General features: G+C 36.4%; 15 protein-coding genes. 9 read left to right on the forward strand and 6 right to left on the reverse strand.

From position 1 onward, the window contains the following. Nucleotides 1–774 precede the first annotated feature (774 nt). Both BMF77_RS22930 and BMF77_RS22935 read left to right on the forward strand, forming a co-directional pair. The gene (locus BMF77_RS22930) at nt 775–1,041 is read left to right on the forward strand and encodes a hypothetical protein (RefSeq protein ID WP_015080750.1); all 267 of its coding nucleotides are present in this window, start codon (nt 775–777) and stop codon (nt 1,039–1,041) included. Between the two features lie 100 nt (nt 1,042–1,141). Then, entirely contained in the window at nt 1,142–2,467 is a 1,326-nt protein-coding gene (locus BMF77_RS22935) for a glutamate-5-semialdehyde dehydrogenase (RefSeq protein WP_148766089.1), read from the forward strand. A 152-nt stretch (nt 2,468–2,619) separates the two neighbouring features. On the opposite strand, the gene BMF77_RS22940 is transcribed toward BMF77_RS22935, so the two are convergent. Next, nucleotides 2,620–4,035, reverse strand: a complete 1,416-nt coding sequence (locus BMF77_RS22940) for an isochorismate synthase MenF (protein WP_148766091.1) — start codon at nt 4,033–4,035, stop codon at nt 2,620–2,622. A 79-nt stretch (nt 4,036–4,114) separates the two neighbouring features. Next, a complete protein-coding gene (locus tag BMF77_RS26995; protein ID WP_168204480.1) occupies nt 4,115–4,276 on the reverse strand; it encodes a hypothetical protein in 162 nt (53 codons plus the stop codon). Between the two features lie 204 nt (nt 4,277–4,480). Here BMF77_RS26995 and menA point away from each other — a divergent pair, with 204 nt between their 5' ends. The 4 genes from menA to BMF77_RS22960 all read left to right on the forward strand — a co-directional run bounded on the left by menA (nt 4,481) and on the right by BMF77_RS22960 (nt 9,113). Beyond that, nucleotides 4,481–5,380 (forward strand): 2-carboxy-1,4-naphthoquinone phytyltransferase, encoded by a 900-nt coding sequence (menA, locus tag BMF77_RS22945; protein ID WP_148766093.1) that lies wholly within the window; start codon nt 4,481–4,483, stop codon nt 5,378–5,380. A 247-nt stretch (nt 5,381–5,627) separates the two neighbouring features. After that, on the forward strand, nt 5,628–6,677 hold the full coding sequence (locus BMF77_RS22950) for an o-succinylbenzoate synthase (protein WP_246863008.1): 1,050 nt from the start codon (nt 5,628–5,630) through the stop codon (nt 6,675–6,677). A 14-nt stretch (nt 6,678–6,691) separates the two neighbouring features. Next, nucleotides 6,692–7,749 (forward strand): ISKra4 family transposase gene (locus BMF77_RS22955; RefSeq protein ID WP_148761479.1). Its coding sequence is split into 2 segments (ribosomal slippage): nt 6,692–6,845 and nt 6,845–7,749, totalling 1,059 coding nucleotides; the frame shifts between segments, so codons are not numbered across the junction. A 38-nt stretch (nt 7,750–7,787) separates the two neighbouring features. Next, nucleotides 7,788–9,113: a 2-succinylbenzoate--CoA ligase gene (locus BMF77_RS22960; RefSeq protein ID WP_148766095.1), complete on the forward strand. Its 1,326-nt coding sequence runs from the start codon at nt 7,788–7,790 to the stop codon at nt 9,111–9,113. Nucleotides 9,114–9,243: 130 nt separating this feature from the next. On the opposite strand, the gene BMF77_RS22965 is transcribed toward BMF77_RS22960, so the two are convergent. From BMF77_RS22965 to BMF77_RS22975, 3 genes are all read right to left on the reverse strand, one after another. Next, on the reverse strand, nt 9,244–9,693 hold the full coding sequence (locus tag BMF77_RS22965; protein WP_148766097.1) for a thioesterase family protein: 450 nt from the start codon (nt 9,691–9,693) through the stop codon (nt 9,244–9,246). A 338-nt stretch (nt 9,694–10,031) separates the two neighbouring features. After that, complete coding sequence (locus tag BMF77_RS22970; protein ID WP_148767196.1) at nt 10,032–11,144, reverse strand: T3SS effector HopA1 family protein; 1,113 nt, start codon at nt 11,142–11,144, stop codon at nt 10,032–10,034. A gap of 61 nt (nt 11,145–11,205) precedes the next feature. Beyond that, a complete protein-coding gene (locus BMF77_RS22975) occupies nt 11,206–12,444 on the reverse strand; it encodes an aminoglycoside phosphotransferase family protein (RefSeq protein WP_148766099.1) in 1,239 nt (412 codons plus the stop codon). Between the two features lie 562 nt (nt 12,445–13,006). On the opposite strand from BMF77_RS22975, the gene BMF77_RS22980 reads away from it, so the two are divergent. Next, complete coding sequence (locus BMF77_RS22980) at nt 13,007–14,353, forward strand: ATP-binding protein (protein WP_148766100.1); 1,347 nt, start codon at nt 13,007–13,009, stop codon at nt 14,351–14,353. 70 nt (nt 14,354–14,423) lie between these two features. Beyond that, nucleotides 14,424–15,740 (forward strand): tellurite resistance TerB C-terminal domain-containing protein, encoded by a 1,317-nt coding sequence (locus BMF77_RS22985; RefSeq protein ID WP_148766102.1) that lies wholly within the window; start codon nt 14,424–14,426, stop codon nt 15,738–15,740. Between the two features lie 101 nt (nt 15,741–15,841). Here the strand turns inward: BMF77_RS22985 and BMF77_RS22990 are convergent, their stop codons facing one another. Next, nucleotides 15,842–16,189 (reverse strand): Rieske (2Fe-2S) protein, encoded by a 348-nt coding sequence (locus BMF77_RS22990; RefSeq protein ID WP_015080325.1) that lies wholly within the window; start codon nt 16,187–16,189, stop codon nt 15,842–15,844. 144 nt (nt 16,190–16,333) lie between these two features. Here BMF77_RS22990 and BMF77_RS22995 point away from each other — a divergent pair, with 144 nt between their 5' ends. After that, nucleotides 16,334–17,209, forward strand: coding sequence for a bile acid:sodium symporter family protein (locus BMF77_RS22995; protein WP_233467004.1), 876 nt, complete (start codon nt 16,334–16,336; stop codon nt 17,207–17,209). Nucleotides 17,210–17,305: the final 96 nt, after the last annotated feature.

Genomic DNA, 17,305 nt, shown 5'->3' on the forward strand with positions numbered 1-17,305 from the left:
TAAAAATTACCTTGAAATATCTAAAAAGCACATTATATATTTTGTCTATATGACTACTATTGTATTTTTTCTATGATTATCATTATATTTTCCATAGGATTACTATTGTATTTTCCATATGATTACTATTGTATTTTCCATATGATTACTATTGTATTTTTCATAGCATACGTGGCCATACAAAACTAAGTATTTTAGCGTGATCAGATGGAATCTTGAACGCATAAAATCTTTGATAATGGTGCTTTGGAATGTCGCTAACACACCCTACGTATCCTTTCCTTTTAAAGATCAAACTGGATCTTTATATATACAGCCTAAATTACGTAGGCTTTTACAAATTGTTTTAATAAAAAAAAGCTACACAAATAAGTATTAATACTCAATAATAGATGGGCAGGAAAAAACGCAGTATCTTATGTAACGAAAAGTAAACTAGTTCGTGATGGCTACTCCAATCAAATTCCTATAGATATAAGTAATGAGACAAAATTAATTACACAAATATTTGGACTGAAATCCTTAATGGACAAAGGATTGGTAAATAAATAATAGTAATTAATTCTATCCAGGTACTTACCTCATCCATCTTGAAACCTAAAGTGAAGTTTTTGTCAGTTTAAAACCCCTTCCCTCAATCCCCTCTCCTTAGGTAAGGGGAGGGTAGGTTTTGCTAAAGCAAAACCGGGGTGGGGTAATTCGATAAACTACAGGTTTCATCTTGAACGTGGTTTAAATTAAAATGGCCTGTGAATTTTATTTTTTTCAGAAATTATGTCTACAGAAGGGACTCCTGTTAATATTCCACAGACAGCTTTAGCCGCTTTGGTGGATGTTTTTGTGCAGCAAGGTCATCCACGTCAATATGCTGAAGCGATGGCGACTTCAATCATTTTTCAGACTGATTTAGATTTACGGAATGCTCAGATTGCCAATCTCTTAGGCTGGCTGAAACAGGAGCATAATGATATCTATCCCTCAGCCTTAGATGTAATTGGCAAAACTTCCGAAGAATTTGAACGTCGAGTTCAAGAAGGTTAAGTGTCTAGACTCGATTTGGTTAATTTCAAAAAATAGGGTCAAAAATTAGCTGTTTCAGCTAATTTTTTCCTCAAAGGTTTCCCACTTACCAGGTATTCTTATGACTAATTTCAAAATTATTTCTCCTCTATCTGCGATACCTACTACCAGCGAAGCTATCGCTCAACAAACCCGTCAAGCTGCTAGTAAGCTGGCAGTTCTCTCCTCTGAGGCCAAAAATCAAACTATTGAAGCGATCGCTCAAGCTTTAGAATTGGCAAAGGATGATATTCTGCAAGCAAACCTGGCTGATTGTCACGCAGCAACAGCGGCAGGAATCGCTAAACCCCTTTATAAACGGTTGCAGTTAGATGAACATAAATTAAGGGATGCGATCGCTGGTGTGCGAGATGTTGGTAAACTAGAAGATCCTATTGGTAAAGTCCAAATTCATCGAGAAATTGACACTGGTTTAATTCTCAAACGCATTACCTGTCCTTTAGGCGTTTTAGGCATCATTTTTGAAGCCCGTCCCGAAGCCGCAATTCAAATAGTTTCCTTAGCAATTAAATCCGGTAATGGTGTCATTCTCAAAGGTGGTAAAGAAGCTTTACATTCTTGTACAGCCATAGTTAAAGCCATTAAACAAGGATTATCTCACACAGCAGTTAATCCTGATGTGGTGCAATTGTTAACCACGAGAGAAGAAATATTAGAACTTTTGCAATTAGATAAATATGTAGATTTAATTATTCCCAGAGGTTCTAATGCCTTTGTGAAATTTGTCCAAGATAATACCCGCATTCCCGTATTAGGTCATGCTGATGGCATTTGTCATCTTTATGTAGATCAAGCCGCTGATATTGCCAAAGCTATTAGTATTACTGTAGATTCTAAAATTCAATATCCCGCTGCTTGTAATGCCATTGAAACTTTGCTAGTTCATAGTAGCATTGCTGCCGAATTTCTCCCCCAAGTTGCCACAGCTTTACAAGCACAAAATGTAGAATTAAAAGGTGATGAACGGACTATACAAATTTTATCTGATATTGCCACAGCCACAGAAATAGACTGGCAAACAGAATACAGCGATTTAATTTTAGCTATTAAAATTGTTGATTCTTTAAATGAAGCAATATCCCATATTGAAAATTATGGTTCTCGGCACACAGAAGCAATCATTACTGAAGATATTACAGCCGCAGAAACATTTCAAGGCTTAGTCAATGCAGCGGGAGTTTATCATAATTGTTCTACTCGTTTTGCTGATGGTTTCCGTTATGGATTTGGTGCTGAAGTGGGAATTAGTACCCAACAAATGCCACCTCGTGGACCAGTTGGGTTAGAAGGTTTAATCACATATAAATATCAAATGTCTGGGAATGGACATATTGTCAAAAGCTACACAGGTGCAAATGCAAAATCATTTAGTCACCGTGATTTGTAATCATATTATTAATCTCGTTCCCAGTCTCTGACTGGGAATGCTGAATTGCGGCTCTGCCGCTAGTGATAGAGGAGGCAGAGCCTCATAGCTGGCATTCCTAGCCGGAGGCTAGGAACGAGGTAAAGCAGGGGACTTTAACCCCCAAAGGTAAGTTAAACTAAGGCTTTTAATAAAGCTTGTAGTTTAAGTTGCACTTCGGCAAATTCCTTTTGAGGATCTGAACCAGCAACAATACCCGCACCTGCATACAGTCTGGCATAATTACCATCAATTAAAGCCGAACGAATCCCCACAATAAATTCACAATTTCCTTCTCCGTCTACCCAACCTAAAGGGGCTGCATATAAACCCCTTTCAAAACTTTCATAACGGCGAATTTCTGCACAAGCAATATCTCGTGCTGCCCCGGCAACTGCTGGAGTAGGATGCAGTTTAGCAACGATTTGTAAAGGGTGAATATTATTGGGAACTACTGCACTAATTGGTGTCCATAAATGTTGGATATTAGATAATTGTCGCAGTCTGGGGGCTAAAACTTGGGGGAATAAACCCAGTTGAGATAAATGTTGAGTAATAAAATCTAGAACCAGTTTATGTTCGTGTTTTTCTTTGGTACTATTCACTAAATTGTTAGCATTTGTAGCATCTTCTGTGGGTGTTTTTCCCCTCGGTGCAGAACCTGCCAAAGCATCAGTAATTAACTGCCGTTTGTGAATACTAATTAATCGTTCTGGACTAGCACCAATAAAGTTTTGTCCTTGACCATTACTGGTGGAAAATACATTACAATTAGGATGTATTTGGCGGAGATTATTTAAAGATTGTAATAAGTTAAAATCATGATTAGCACTGACATCTAAGATATCAGCTAAAACAATTTTTCTTAACTGGTTAGCATGAATTATTTCTAAAACTGAGGAAACAGAAGTTTTAAATTTTTCACCGTTATTAGTGATTTTTTTATATAAGTTTAAGGGAAATTTATCAATATTTAGAGAATGGGTATGCAAAGATCTAATAATTTCTAAATGGCGTTGTAAATTATCCAATATTCTGCTAATCTTAATCCTAGAATTGATAATTGTATTCATTACTAATGTGCAGCGATTATTTTTTAAAGCTATTTGCCAACAAGGTAGGAAAACCGTAGCAGAAGGAAATGGACAATCTACTTTTTTATGCTGATCAAAAAAACTGAAAGTACAAAAAAATCGAGGTAGGGAAAAAGTCTGATTTTTGTGAGAAATAGGAATTATATTTTTCAGACAATTTTTAATAAATTCTTCTGATTTTGTAAACCTATCTTTACCAGAAATTTCTATTTTATCTAAAGTATCAATTGCTGCTATTGCTTCACCATTACTTTTATTTTCAAAATAAAAGTTTATGGTATTTTTCTGATTAAATTGATCAAAAACCAGCAAAGGATCAACTAAGCCAATTTCTAGGGGAATACTCACAATTTTACTATAATTATGACGGCGGCAATTTTCCTGAATCTCTAATAGTAATTGATTAAGGTATTTGTAGTCTACAAAGGTGTGGCTGCGACATGGTGAAATTGTCATGGATGTATAAGTTAATTTTTATTAAGTTATCTTCCTAAAATGTAATAAATCATGGTGGTATTTTTATAGGTAACATAATTCAGTCACCATTAACCAGCATAAACTTAGCTTGATTATGGGGTTTATCCTGTTTTGGCGGCAAGATAGCAGGTTTCATGGCAGGATATTCGCCTATAATCATAAAACTAGCATTTTTTGGTAATTTACCAAAGTTAAACAATTTTAGATTGATTGTACCCATAAGTGATCAACAATCCTAAATCTAAAATAGCTAGTACCGCAGTGCGGAATTAAAAATTAAAAATTAAAAAAGCAGATTACACAAGCTTTTGTCAAATTTTTAATGGTTGATTAACTTACGCCGTTGTGTACTAGTCAAGTATCATGCAAAATTATAAAATTTAACTGATAACCAAAGTTCTGGTAATTTAATTAATCACAACTGATGACTTCAACTCAGATTTCACCACCTCAAGCTAAACTATGGATGGCGGCTATTAAACCGCCAATGTACAGTGTTGCTATTATGCCGATTTGGGTAGGTTCGGCGGTAGCATTTAGGGAAATAAAGATTTTTAATCCCATAATATTCTCCTTGTTTATTGCTGCGGCAATTTTGATTTTAGCTTGGGAAAATATTAGTAATGATGTCTTTGATGCCGAAACAGGAATTGATCAGAATAAACATCATTCATTGGTGAATTTAACTGGTAACAAAACCTTAATGTTTTGGATAGGAAACCTGTGTTTAGGTTTGGGTTTGTTGGGAATAATAGCGATCGCTATTTTGCAAAAAGACCCCACAGTTATTGCCATAATCCTCTTATGCTGCGGTTTGGGCTATATGTACCAAGGTCCCCCTTTCCGTCTAGGATACAAAGGTTTAGGGGAAATTCTCTGCTTTTTTGCCTTTGGTCCTTTGGGTATGAGTGCGGCTTATTATAGTCAAACTCAAACCTGGTCTATGACCAATTTAGCAGCTTCGGTAATTTTGGGACTTGTTACCAGTTTAGTGTTATTTTGTTCCCATTTTCATCAAGTTGTAGATGACATAGCCGCAGGAAAGAAATCTCCTATTGTGCGTCTAGGAACTCACACTGGTGCAAAGGTTTTAGTGGGTTTTACTGCGAGTATTTATCCTCTAATTTTGTTATTTGTGATTTTGAATATTTTCCCACTTTGGACATTACTTAGTTTTCTGAGTTTACCTTTTGCGGTGAAATTATGTCGTCATGTTTTAGAAAATCACAACCAACCAGATAAAGTCAGCAATTCTAAATTCATCGCTATCAGAGTTCAGTTTGTGAGTTGCTTATTTTTGGGTTTAGGATTTATTTTTGGTTAAGTTACATTAAGAATAAACTAACCACAGAGGCACAGAGGACACGGAGGAATGAGGGGTTGAGTTTTTTTTTGGAAGTCCCTAAGAGGATGTTTGAAAAGTTTTGAATGTATAGACTGACCCCTCTCCAAACCTCTCCCCTGCAAGGGGAGAGGCTTTAAAACCCCCATTCCCTTGCAGGGAAGGGGGGTAGGGGGGTTAAGTTTTTGGAGATTACGGGTTTGATATAATACTTCTCAAACAACCTCTAATGGGTTATCAATTTTCTTTTCGTTACTTTAGTCAGAAATTCACGAATCCCATTATTACTAATTATGGGGTTTGGGAAATCCGCGAAAGCATAATTATCCGCTTGATTGATGAAAAAGATGACGTTAGTTGGGGGGAAATTTCCCCCATTTCTTGGTTTGGTTCAGAAACTATCAAACAAGCTTTAGATTTTTGTGATCAACTTCCACAAACAATTACCAAAGAGATAATTTTCGCTATTCCCGATAAATTACCAGCTTGTCAATTTGCTTTTGAATCTTCAACCCACCCAGGTGGGTTTCGTCTGTGTAGCAGTGACTTACAGTCGCCTAATCTCACCTACAGCGGCTTATTACCAGCGGGTAAATCAGCTTTAAATCAATGGAGTAATTTATGGGAACAAGGATATAAAACATTTAAATGGAAAATTGCTGTTGATGATATAAATCAAGAATTAGAAATATTTGATTTATTAATTTCTAGTTTACCAATATCAGCAAAATTACGTTTAGATGCTAATGGGGGACTTACTTATCAAGAAGCTGAATTATGGTTACAAAAATGTGATCAATTCTTACCGAAAATTGAATTTATCGAACAACCTTTACCTGTAGATAAATTTAGAGAAATGCAAGAATTAAGTAATTCATATTTTACAACAATAGCCTTAGATGAATCTATCGCCAATCTTCACCAATTAGAATTATGTTTTCAACAAGGTTGGCGGGGAATTTTCGTGATTAAACCGGGGATATTCGGTTCACCATTTCGGTTAAAAGAGTTTTGTAAAAAACATCAAATTGATGTTGTATTTTCATCGGTATTTGAAACCGAAATTGGGAGACAAGCTGCATTACAATTAGCAGCAGAATTATCTGGTAATAACCGCGCTGTTGGTTTTGGAATTAACCACTTTTTTCAACTACAAGAATCAAACTGGCTAGAAAGTCTATGGATCTATGGATCTATGGAGGGAGCATCCCAATTATGCAGTAAGTATAAATGCTTAGAGACTTCAGAAAGAATAAAAGGCAAAATAGCCAAAAAGTGATGAAGAGAAAAAAAATGACCCCTGAAGAAACGCAGAAACTGAATGAACATATCAAAGGCATTTCAGAAATTCTCATCAATAATACAGCTATTGAAAATCTAAAAGACTTTGAAAGCATAGAATTGATTGTGCGAGAGCATATGCTAAACAACGTCAGTCCAGTGGTAGCCAGTTTTTTTTTGAAACAGCAACGGGAACAACTGTGGGAAGAACCAGGGTTGTAAATAGTATTATCGGAAAGGTAAAAATCACCTCTAAACAAGCCGGAGAACTGGGATTAGAGAAAAATAATCGGTTAAGTCCATATCTGGAGAAGTGCTGTTTAAGATTAGTAGCTAATGAATCTTTTGAACACGCTGAAGAAGATATAAAGATGACCACAGGGATGGAAGTCTCAGGGAGTAGTCAACATAGGTTGGTACAAAGATATGAATTTTCTGCTCCACAAGGAAAAGGAATCATAGAGGCATTGAGTGTAGACGGAGGAAATGTCAGGTTGAGAACACCGTTAGGGCAAGAAAGTATCTGGCAAAATTACAAAGCAGTCAGCTTGCATGGACAGATATGTGCTGCATTTTTTCGAGAAAATGACCAGTTATTATCTTGGACAAATTCCCAACCGTTAGGCAAGGTCATTACCTGCGTAGGGGATGGTCATGATGGGATCTGGAATTTGATAACGCAGATAGGGGATAGTTTTCAGCGAAGAGAAGTCCTTGATTGGTATCATTTGGTCGAAAATTTAAATAAAGTCGGGGGGTCAAACAAGCGCATCAGAAGAGTCGAAAGTTATTTATGGGATGGGGACATAGAAATGGCCTTAGCGGAGTTTAAAGGGTCTCAAAACAAGGCCGTGGTGAATTTCCAGAATTATGTCCAAAAGCATCGCCAGAGAATACCAGACTACGGTTTGTATCAAGATTTAGGAATTTGCATTGGTTCAGGGAGTGTGGAGTCGAAGATTAAGCAGATTGGAGCCAGGATAAAAATAACAGGAGCGCAATGGAAGGCAGAAAATGTTTCCCAGATTTTGAACTTGCGTTGTGCTTATCTCAATCAGGCTATTGCTTGAGTATTTATACTTATTACATTATTGGGATGCTCCCGTCTATGGAAAACCTTTTAGATAATATACAAAACCATGATTGGCTAATTTGTGATCATAGTCAAGAATTACCACAAATAGCCACAGAATTATATTTAAAATTAACTCAGTTATCAACCCCAAAAATTATTATTGCGGAAAGATCACCAGTGAGATTTTTAGCCAGTTTTATTGCAGCTTGTGCGGCTAAATGTCCGGTTTTTCTCTGTAACCCAGATTGGAGTCAAGCTGAATGGGAACAAGTCTTTAATTTAGTGCAACCAGATATAGTTTTAGGAATAGATCATAATTTTTCAAAATCACCAATTATCAATTATGAATTACCAATTACTAATACTATCATGATTCCTACAGGTGGTTCATCAGGAAAGATTAAATTTGCTATTCATACATGGGAAATATTAACGGCTTCTGTGCAAGGATTTACAGAATATTTTTCCATAAATGTAGTTAATTCATTTTGTATATTACCATTGTATCATGTGAGTGGATTAATGCAATTTATGCGTTCCTTCACAACAGGAGGTAAATTAGTAATTACCTCATCTAAAAAATTAGAAACTTCTCAACTACCAAATATTAACCCAGCCGATTTTTTTATATCTTTAGTCCCCACCCAATTACAAAAACTTCTCCAAAATCCCGAATTAACCCAATGGCTATCCAAATTTTCTACAGTTCTGTTAGGAGGTGCGCCACCTTGGGATGAATTATTAGAAAAAGCAAGATATCATCAGATTAGATTAGCACCTACCTATGGCATGACAGAAACCGCTTCTCAAATAGCAACTCTTAAACCTGATGAATTTTTACAAGGTAAATTTAATAGTGGAAAAATTCTTCCCCATGCTAAAATCATCATTGATAATCAACCAGGAAATATAAATATTCAAAGTCAATCTTTAGCATTAGGTTATTATCCCCAAATGTGGGAAAATAGAGATAACTTTGTAGTTGATGATATTGGTTTTTTAGACAATTACGGCTACTTACATATTATTGGCCGCAACAGTGACAAAATCATTACAGGTGGTGAAAACGTTTACCCAACAGAAATCGAATCAGCGATTAGAAAAACAAACATGGTCATAGATGTCTGTGTAATTGGTATAACTGATAAACATTGGGGACAAGCATTAACAGCCATTTATATTCCCAAAGATCAAAATATTTCTTACCTAGAAATTCAAACCCAACTAAAAAATCAATTGAGTAAATTCAAAATTCCCAAACATTGGATTTCCCTACCAAACTTACCCCGTAACGCCCAAGGTAAAATCAACCGTCAACAACTCCAACAAATCGCCGCAGAACTTATAAAAACCAACTAAGTAGGTTGGCGTTGAAAATTGTCGTCATAGCACTAGGCAAGAGGCAAGAGGCAAGAGTAAAGAAGTTTTCAGCGATTTTACATTTCTTTACACAGTTTGCTTTTATTGTGTTCACCTACTTAATGGAAAATTACATAACCTCCTCCCTCGACCTTCTTCTCTCTGCGCCCTCTGCGTCTCTGTGGTTCGTTTCTAACCAATGATTCATATAATCTGGTAATTCCTGCTTAATTTTACTACTGGCATCAATACAAACGTGCCTAGTAATTGCCTTAGCAACCATTACTTCATCTCCTGTCATTTCATAGGTAATTTCAAACTTATCCGAACCTATTTTTTCCGGTAACAAACTAATTACTAAATTGTCACCACAATACATAGGACGAAAAAAATCTACATTTGCATGAACAATAGGAAAAGCTACAGATGGATTAGTAAAAAATGATTTAAGATTAATACCAGAAGCTGCTAATGAAACCTCATAAGCTTCATGACAAATTCTGAAAATATTTGCGAAATAAACGACTCCAGCCGCATCAGTATCTTGAAATCGGACAGTGTAGTAATATGTAAAAGCCATGTTGAAAATTTCCTCAATTCAAATTTACTATCACACATCATTTTATGTCATATTAACTATTAATAATTAATAAAAACTAACCTATGGTTATTCGATATCTTTTGTAACAGCAAGTTTTTTATGCAATAATCACTAATGCAGTGTGATTTTGCACAATTGTTTTTTCAGCAACGTAACACAACAATAATTACGTGCTAGAAGGATTTTGTGATTATATTTGTGATAACTTAAATACTCCATTGGTTAATAACGTCCTTTATCGCGTTCCAAGTCAAAAATTGCTTTTTCGATATACCATCTGTCTGTGTGTCCTGGATGTTTCCCGCGCAATTGGGAAATTATCCTTTCAGCAGTTGAGGTATCGCCACTGAGTTTAAAGGCTGATAAATATCCTCAGAACTAGGATTAAGATAAGGATGCTGCATATCAACTAAATTTTGGGCAAAGTGTTGATTAATAACTTCTATCCGTTCCTCCAGGGCGTTTTTACCCTTTTGCCAAGATTCTAACAACGCATTGGCCACAATTTGACAACGATTCATCCCAAAACTTTCTTGAGGAGCAAATTTTTGATTTGGTTCTTCTGCTAACCCTAACCCCGGTGCTAAAAATTTAGTAAATAAGGGAATTTCTGGCTGAAAATAAGCTTGATGTTCTTGATAAATATCTTGAAGAATAGTCCGAATTGTCGGGTAATCTTGGCATTCAAAATGCAGCACTCCGGCATCATAACGCCCATAAGCTGCGGGATTATAAAGAACCTGAAAACTAAAGGCAATAGCCGCATTATTTAAGGCTTGGGTTAGGCTCTCCATAATAGCAATTGCCCCTGTTGACGTAAAATTAAAATAAATTTGTCCTCCTCCTAAATCAGCATTTTCTGCATCTTGGTTTTCTATTCCTATATTGCTAACTGCCACATAACAGCCATTTTGCAAGCGATTTTTAGGCATCCATATTGCTATTAATTCCCCCACTTTGGGCAACTTTTTCCGGGGTTGTAGATGACATTCTGGCTCAATATATAAGGTTAATCCGTCCTTACTCACAGCCATACTACCATCAGGTTCAATTCGCAAAATCTGCCAATTGGGTTCATAATGGCCTGTACCATGATTGCTATGATGTAGCTGTTCATAGAAATTTTCATCTACACCTAAACTATTATTTTCTAGGAAATTTACCTGAGATTGGCAATTATTATTATTTGCAGCTAAGACTGTTTGCAGTGAACCATTATAATAAATTCCATAGAGAAAATTTCTCAGCAGTATGTTCAAATACTTCTGTTTTAAAGAAGGTGGATTTTGTTGAAACCTATTTGCTATATTCGCGGGTAAAGCAAAAGGTTGATAATGGGGATGGTAAATACAAAAATTAGGTTCAATCTGGATATTACTGGCAATATCGAATAATGACTGGAAAATTTGATTGGGAGAATCATCAAACATTAACTTGTTTTGCACCTCAAATTTCAGGAAAATATATTTCTAAGTATCAGGAATAACATGACTAACAACCGCGCAGACGAGTTTTTTCGTAATAAAGACGGACTAATTGTTGTTCCTTTTGGGGTTGAGGAAGTTTTTGCAATGTGGGGACAGATTGGAAAATTTCTGCTGCGGAGATCCCAAAAATTGTCAATACTGATTGCTCGGGCATAGTCAACAGGCTTTTAGCAACTTCGAGCATACATAAGTTACTATTATCAAAGGATTTTTGGCATTCAATTCTATTTTGAATCTGTTGAATTAATGCTAAACCTGCAAACTTAATTACCCGCACAATGAAGTCTTGATGATATTCTAAAATCATGGGGAAAGCATCAAGATAAGCCCGGATTAAAGCCAGAATTGAAGGTTGTATTTCCTCTAGAGGAATCATGGCTAAACTTAAAGATTCTGCTAACTCTAATGTCGGATCTACTATTAAACTAGACAGCCAAATTCTTAAATAACTTGCTAATAGCGTTCCTAAATCAAAAGCTGGATCTCCCCAACTGCAAGCTTCCCAGTCAATCAATTTTATCAGGCAATTATCTAGCTGTTCCCATCGGGAATGAACTAAAATATTACTTAGATGTAAATCGTTGTGAGTTAAACAAGATGGTTTCCACTCATAAGCTAAATCAGCAATAGCGGATTCTAAACTTTCGTAACGCTGATAAAGCAGATGAAATTGTAGTGCTTCAGTGGGAATTGTCCCAAATGTGTCTGGATTTATTGATGGTATGCCTTGGGCGGGATTGTAAAAATTATAGCGAAACTGTCCTGCGGGAGCAGTGGACATAAAATCACGATACTCACGTTTATTAAACGTGGCTCGGTGTAATCCTGCTAACGTAGTACCAATCGCGCTGGCAATTTCTGTGGGAAAAATACTGCTGTGTTGATAAAATTTTCCTAACTCCACATATTCGCTTAAGTAGCTCCGCACCAGGATAGAATTTTCCGCATCAAAGTGGAGCAATGATGATGATATCGCGCCAATATTACCAATTACTGGAAATTGCTGTAATAACTGGTGAAATAGCGACTCATTAAAAAGTTCATGAGAACTTTGATCATTATTAATGTTCCGTTCTTGTTTAATCAGCAGTTGGCGATTATCTGCCAGTATGACCAGTAAATTTCGATTCTTTTTGGTATTTTCTGGCAATACAGATCTATATGCAGCGCCATCTTCCGCGCTACACAGTCCTGCATTGAGCAGATACTGGATAACATTTTGAGAAGATAGTGATGATAACATGAATTATTTCCTAATGATTTTAATGGCTAAAGAATTACCGCAGTCAATATTGAGGTGGCTGTAGCAGTTCTTAGTTAATGGTAAAAAATTTACGAAACATTGCTACTATCTACTAATATCCCATTTGTGTCAGAAAGACCTGCCAAAATGGCAATATTAGCTATTTTTTTACTTTCAAATCTACGGAAGAAACTATAAGATCTTGACAATATCTGTAGTATAGCCTTGCACCTTGAATAAAACATTACTGTTTCCAAATTAATTGGTAGTAGATATCCAGCGACAACAACGGTTACTTACAATCGTCAGTGATCCATATTCTCTGTATATATGTTAGTAATTTATCCTGATTATAATCAGTATTGATTTACTTTTATCCCCGATCCTCTCTACTTTAATATATAAATGGCTACACTTGTATTCCTGTAGGTATAAGTTTTGTGTAACTTTTCACGGGTGTCATAATTTACTCTTGCTTCATCCGATCCGCCAAGATAAAAATGCCATAGTCAAAAGTCACTATTATACTTAAACTCATGGTGAGAGATAATTTACTGAGTTGATGGATCATCTAGCAATGCTTACGGCAAATACTACATCTTATTCGGCAGTTCAATTTCTACAACGCCAAGCCGCGTCCCTTTTACTGTACCAATCTGTCCTAGAAAGCGACGTAGGCAGAGCGTTTCTGAATTTATTACAAACCATCCGTTACACTGATGGAGATGGGCGGGATTGCCTCCTGGCTTACGGTAGTTATTTCCAAGCTTTAGCCAGTAGTCATCAAACCTGGGAAGAATATCTGATTCAGCAAATTCTCACTGCGGATAATCCTTTGAGCAAATTGGCACAACAGCAGGAATTTAGGCAATTACCCTCAGCTTTAGTAGTCGCTGGACAACATGACTTGCAAATACTACAAAGTTTATATGAATGTAACAGTGCAGTTTTAAGCGAATGGGTACAAATGGCAACTCATTTACCTATTTCCCCTGTGGTTTGGTATCGAGAACCGGAAGCAGTGGGGACAGAAATGGGTTTAATCGCATCTATTCCTCAGTTAGACAATTGGGGTGATGCTGTGGCAGATTTAGCCGCTTATTATCGGCAACATGGAACTGGTTTATTTGCTAAATATGCGGCTTTTCGTTGGCAAAATGGGCAGTTAGTGGGTATTGCTGATGCTGATTCGGTGAAACTGTCTACATTGGTGGGTTATGAGTGGCAAAAAGATGCTTTAGTGAAAAACACAGAGTTTTTATTATCAGGAGAAACTGCGTTGCACGTATTACTTTATGGTAGTCGTGGTTCGGGTAAGTCTTCTTTAGTTAAAGCTTTATTAAATGAATATAGTCATAGAAACCTGCGCTTAATAGAAGTTTCTAAGTCAGAATTGCCAGATTTACCGAAAATTGTCGAATTGTTGCGAGGTGTTCCCCAGAAATTTATTATTTTTGTTGATGATCTTTCCTTTGAAGAAGATGATGATAGTTTTAAAGCAATGAAAGTAGTTTTGGAAGGAAATTTAACTGCTAGACCAAAAAACGTAGTTGTATATGCTACTTCTAACCGTCGCCATTTAATCCGGGAATATTTTACTGATAGACCTGCTCCCAAGGATAACAATGAAGTTCATGGTTGGGATACAATGCAAGAAAAGTTATCTTTTAGCGATCGCTTTGGTTTAACATTAACTTTTACAGCCGCAGATCAAAAAACCTATTTACAAATTGTCCAGCATTTAGCCGCAAACATCAATATTTCTGCCGAAGATTTAGAATTTGAGGCTTTACAATGGGCAACTCGGCATAATGGCCGTTCTGGCAGAACCGCAAGGCAGTTTATTGACTTTTTAAACTCAGATTTAGCTGTGTTTGGTGAAACTAAAAATCTTCCTATAGACTCATGACAAAAGTCACTTATCATGTAATATGAACCTAATTATAACTGTATATTTACCAATAAAAATGTGAGGAATAATGACGTTAATTACTAATAATACTAACAACTTGAGTACAATAAAACCTCGTAAAGTCCAATCAACAATATTTAATTATCAAGTTGTCTTAGGCATAGCCGCTTTTAGTATCAGTTTTGGTTTAAGCCTCGTCCCCAGTTGGGATTTCCCTAAAGCCTTTCTCACTGGGATAATTACAGTTTTGGCTACCTATGCAGCCGCATTTCTTGTTGATAAACGACGCAGAAATGATGAACTGAGGATGATTGGTTCTCTTCAGAGACGCATTCGGGATATAGAAGGATTGAAATCCCGTATTGTTAGAGAAATACAGCAATTAGAAGAATATAGAAATTTATTGTATACAGAAACTCAGCAACTAGAAAACCAAATTGGAGATTGTCGAAGTCAAAGGGATAGTTTACATCGAGACATAGGGACATTTGCTGCTCAGAAAAAGCAAATTGAAGCCGAAGTATGTAATCTTAAAAATGAATTTGTCCATTTAGAAAATAGTAATATAGAACTGAATAATAGCTGCAATAATCTGATCACAGAAAAGCGGAGATTAGAAATAAATTGTCATGCTTCTCATGCCGAACTTAACCAAATTCAACCTCAAATTGATATATTAAAACAGGAAAAACAAGAACTAGGAAATGATGTAATTTTGCTGGAAAGACTCAAGCCACAACTAGAAGAAAAGCTTTATGAACTAAGAATAGAAGTTCAAACTCAAGAACTGAAAATTGCTAAACAAGATGATTTAATAGTACAGACAAGTACAACTAAATATCATCTTGAAACTATTCTCAATTCTTTACAAAATAAGACATTAGAACAAAAATCTGAAGTTAATCAACTGCAAAATCAAATTTCTGTCTTACAAGACGAACGGGATTTATTGCAAAATCAAGTTTGGGAATTACTGCAACAAGTGGAAACTATTAATTCCCAAACATTTCCCGATAATGAAGAAGATAATTTAGAGTTATTTCCTTTTGATGAATTATTAGAACCATTAGATTCCATAAATGGCAAACATGATCACACAGGAAATTTACCAACGGAATGGGATACTTTTTTAAACCATCTCCCCGCTTATGAAATTCAAGTTTTGAAAGCTATCCTTGAGCAAGATAACCCCAGAGATACTATTAAACAAATTGCTGAAGCTAATATTACTATGCCCAATCTCTTGATTGATGCTATTAATGAAATTGCGAGTAATACGATTGGTGAGTTAATTATTGAAACCAATACCGAAGTTCCCGAAATTGTTGAAGAACATTTATTAAATGTGAAAACAATGATTACTAAATATTCAGAAATTAGTTAATTTTTAGCAAGAAAATTTTAGGGGTTTAGCATTGTGCTTTACCCCTATAGATGAGTTATGGCATCTTAGTCCCTGGGCGTAGGATCTGTCAACCTAGCTACTTATACATCAATCAAAATGTTGCCTGCTTCCACTTTCAGAGGATAGGTTGGTAAGGTTTTTTCTGAGGAAACCATTGACAGTAATTTACCAACTACGGGTGGGAAGGGACACCAAGTTTTGACTTCACCATTACCCAAATCAAATGCACTGCGGTGGAAGGGACAAACTATCGCCCCATCTTCGATTTTTCCTTTTTTCAAAGACATTTTTAAGTGAGGGCAAGTATCATCTACAGCATAAAGCTGATTTTCGTGGTTTAAGAGTAGGATTTTGCGATCGCCCACTTTGACTACTTCACGCGCACCGGCAGCTAGGGCGTTAGCAGCTAAAACTTGAGTCCAAGCCATGAGATTCTCCTAATTTTCAATAAAGCTGTTCTTAGTTTCTCGCAATTGTGTCCTATGCGATCGCTAATCATAAGTTACCAGTTTGCAGATGTTCCACCATTGAGTCTGATATTATCTTTTTGTATTATTCATCCAAAATTGATTATGGAAGCAAGCTTATTGACTAAAGTTATGTTACCAATAGCTTTGGCTATCATTATGCTGGGAATGGGTTTATCTCTTGCACCCGAAGATTTCCAACGGGTAAGGAAATATCCGAAAGCCGTCTCAATTGGCTTAATCAGTCAGTTAATTTTTTTACCTATTATTGGTTTTGTCATTACTAAAGTTGTCCCCATGCAACCGACAATGGCAATGGGGTTAATGATAGTGGCACTTTGCCCAGGTGGAGCATCCTCAAATATATTTACATTCCTCGCTCAAGGTGATGTTGCACTTTCAGTCACACTGACTGCTTTTAGTAGTGTGATTACAGTATTTACAATTCCGATGTTAGGAAACCTTGCATACCAGCACTACATTGGCGAAACTGCGGCGATTACCCTACCGATTGGGGCAACAATAGGACAAATTTTTCTGATGACGCTTTTGCCTATCGGATTGGGAATGGGAATGGGGCAGCTATTTCCCGAAATTGCCCGTCGTTTGGAAAAACTGACTAACCGCCTCGCAGTTGGTTTGCTGGCGCTAATTATACTCATGCTCATCATTCGTGAGTGGAACAGTATCCCCGAATTTATTCTCCAAGTTGGAGTTGCGGTTGTGCTGTTAAATGTGATCTCAATCTTGGCGGGATTTTATATTAGCAAGGTGTTTAAACTCAATCCTCCTCAACAAATCTGCATTGCCATCGAGGTTGGTATTCAGAATGGCACATTAGCGATCGCAATTACGGCTGGACTACTCAACAATCCTGATATGGCAGTACCGGCTGCGGTTTACAGTTTGTTTATGTATGTAACCGGCTTTATTGCTATTAGTTACGGTAAAAAATTGGCTACAACCAACTCTATTCATTGAACATTTTCAAAATTACTAAACCAATCAATTTTGTAGGGGCAAATCCCCTGTGGTTGCCCCAAATACCGGGATAGGCACGGAGGCGCTACCCCTACA

The sequence above is a fragment of the Dolichospermum sp. UHCC 0315A genome (assembly GCF_008121535.1).
GTDB classification, from domain to species: Bacteria; Cyanobacteriota; Cyanobacteriia; order Cyanobacteriales; family Nostocaceae; genus Dolichospermum; species Dolichospermum lemmermannii.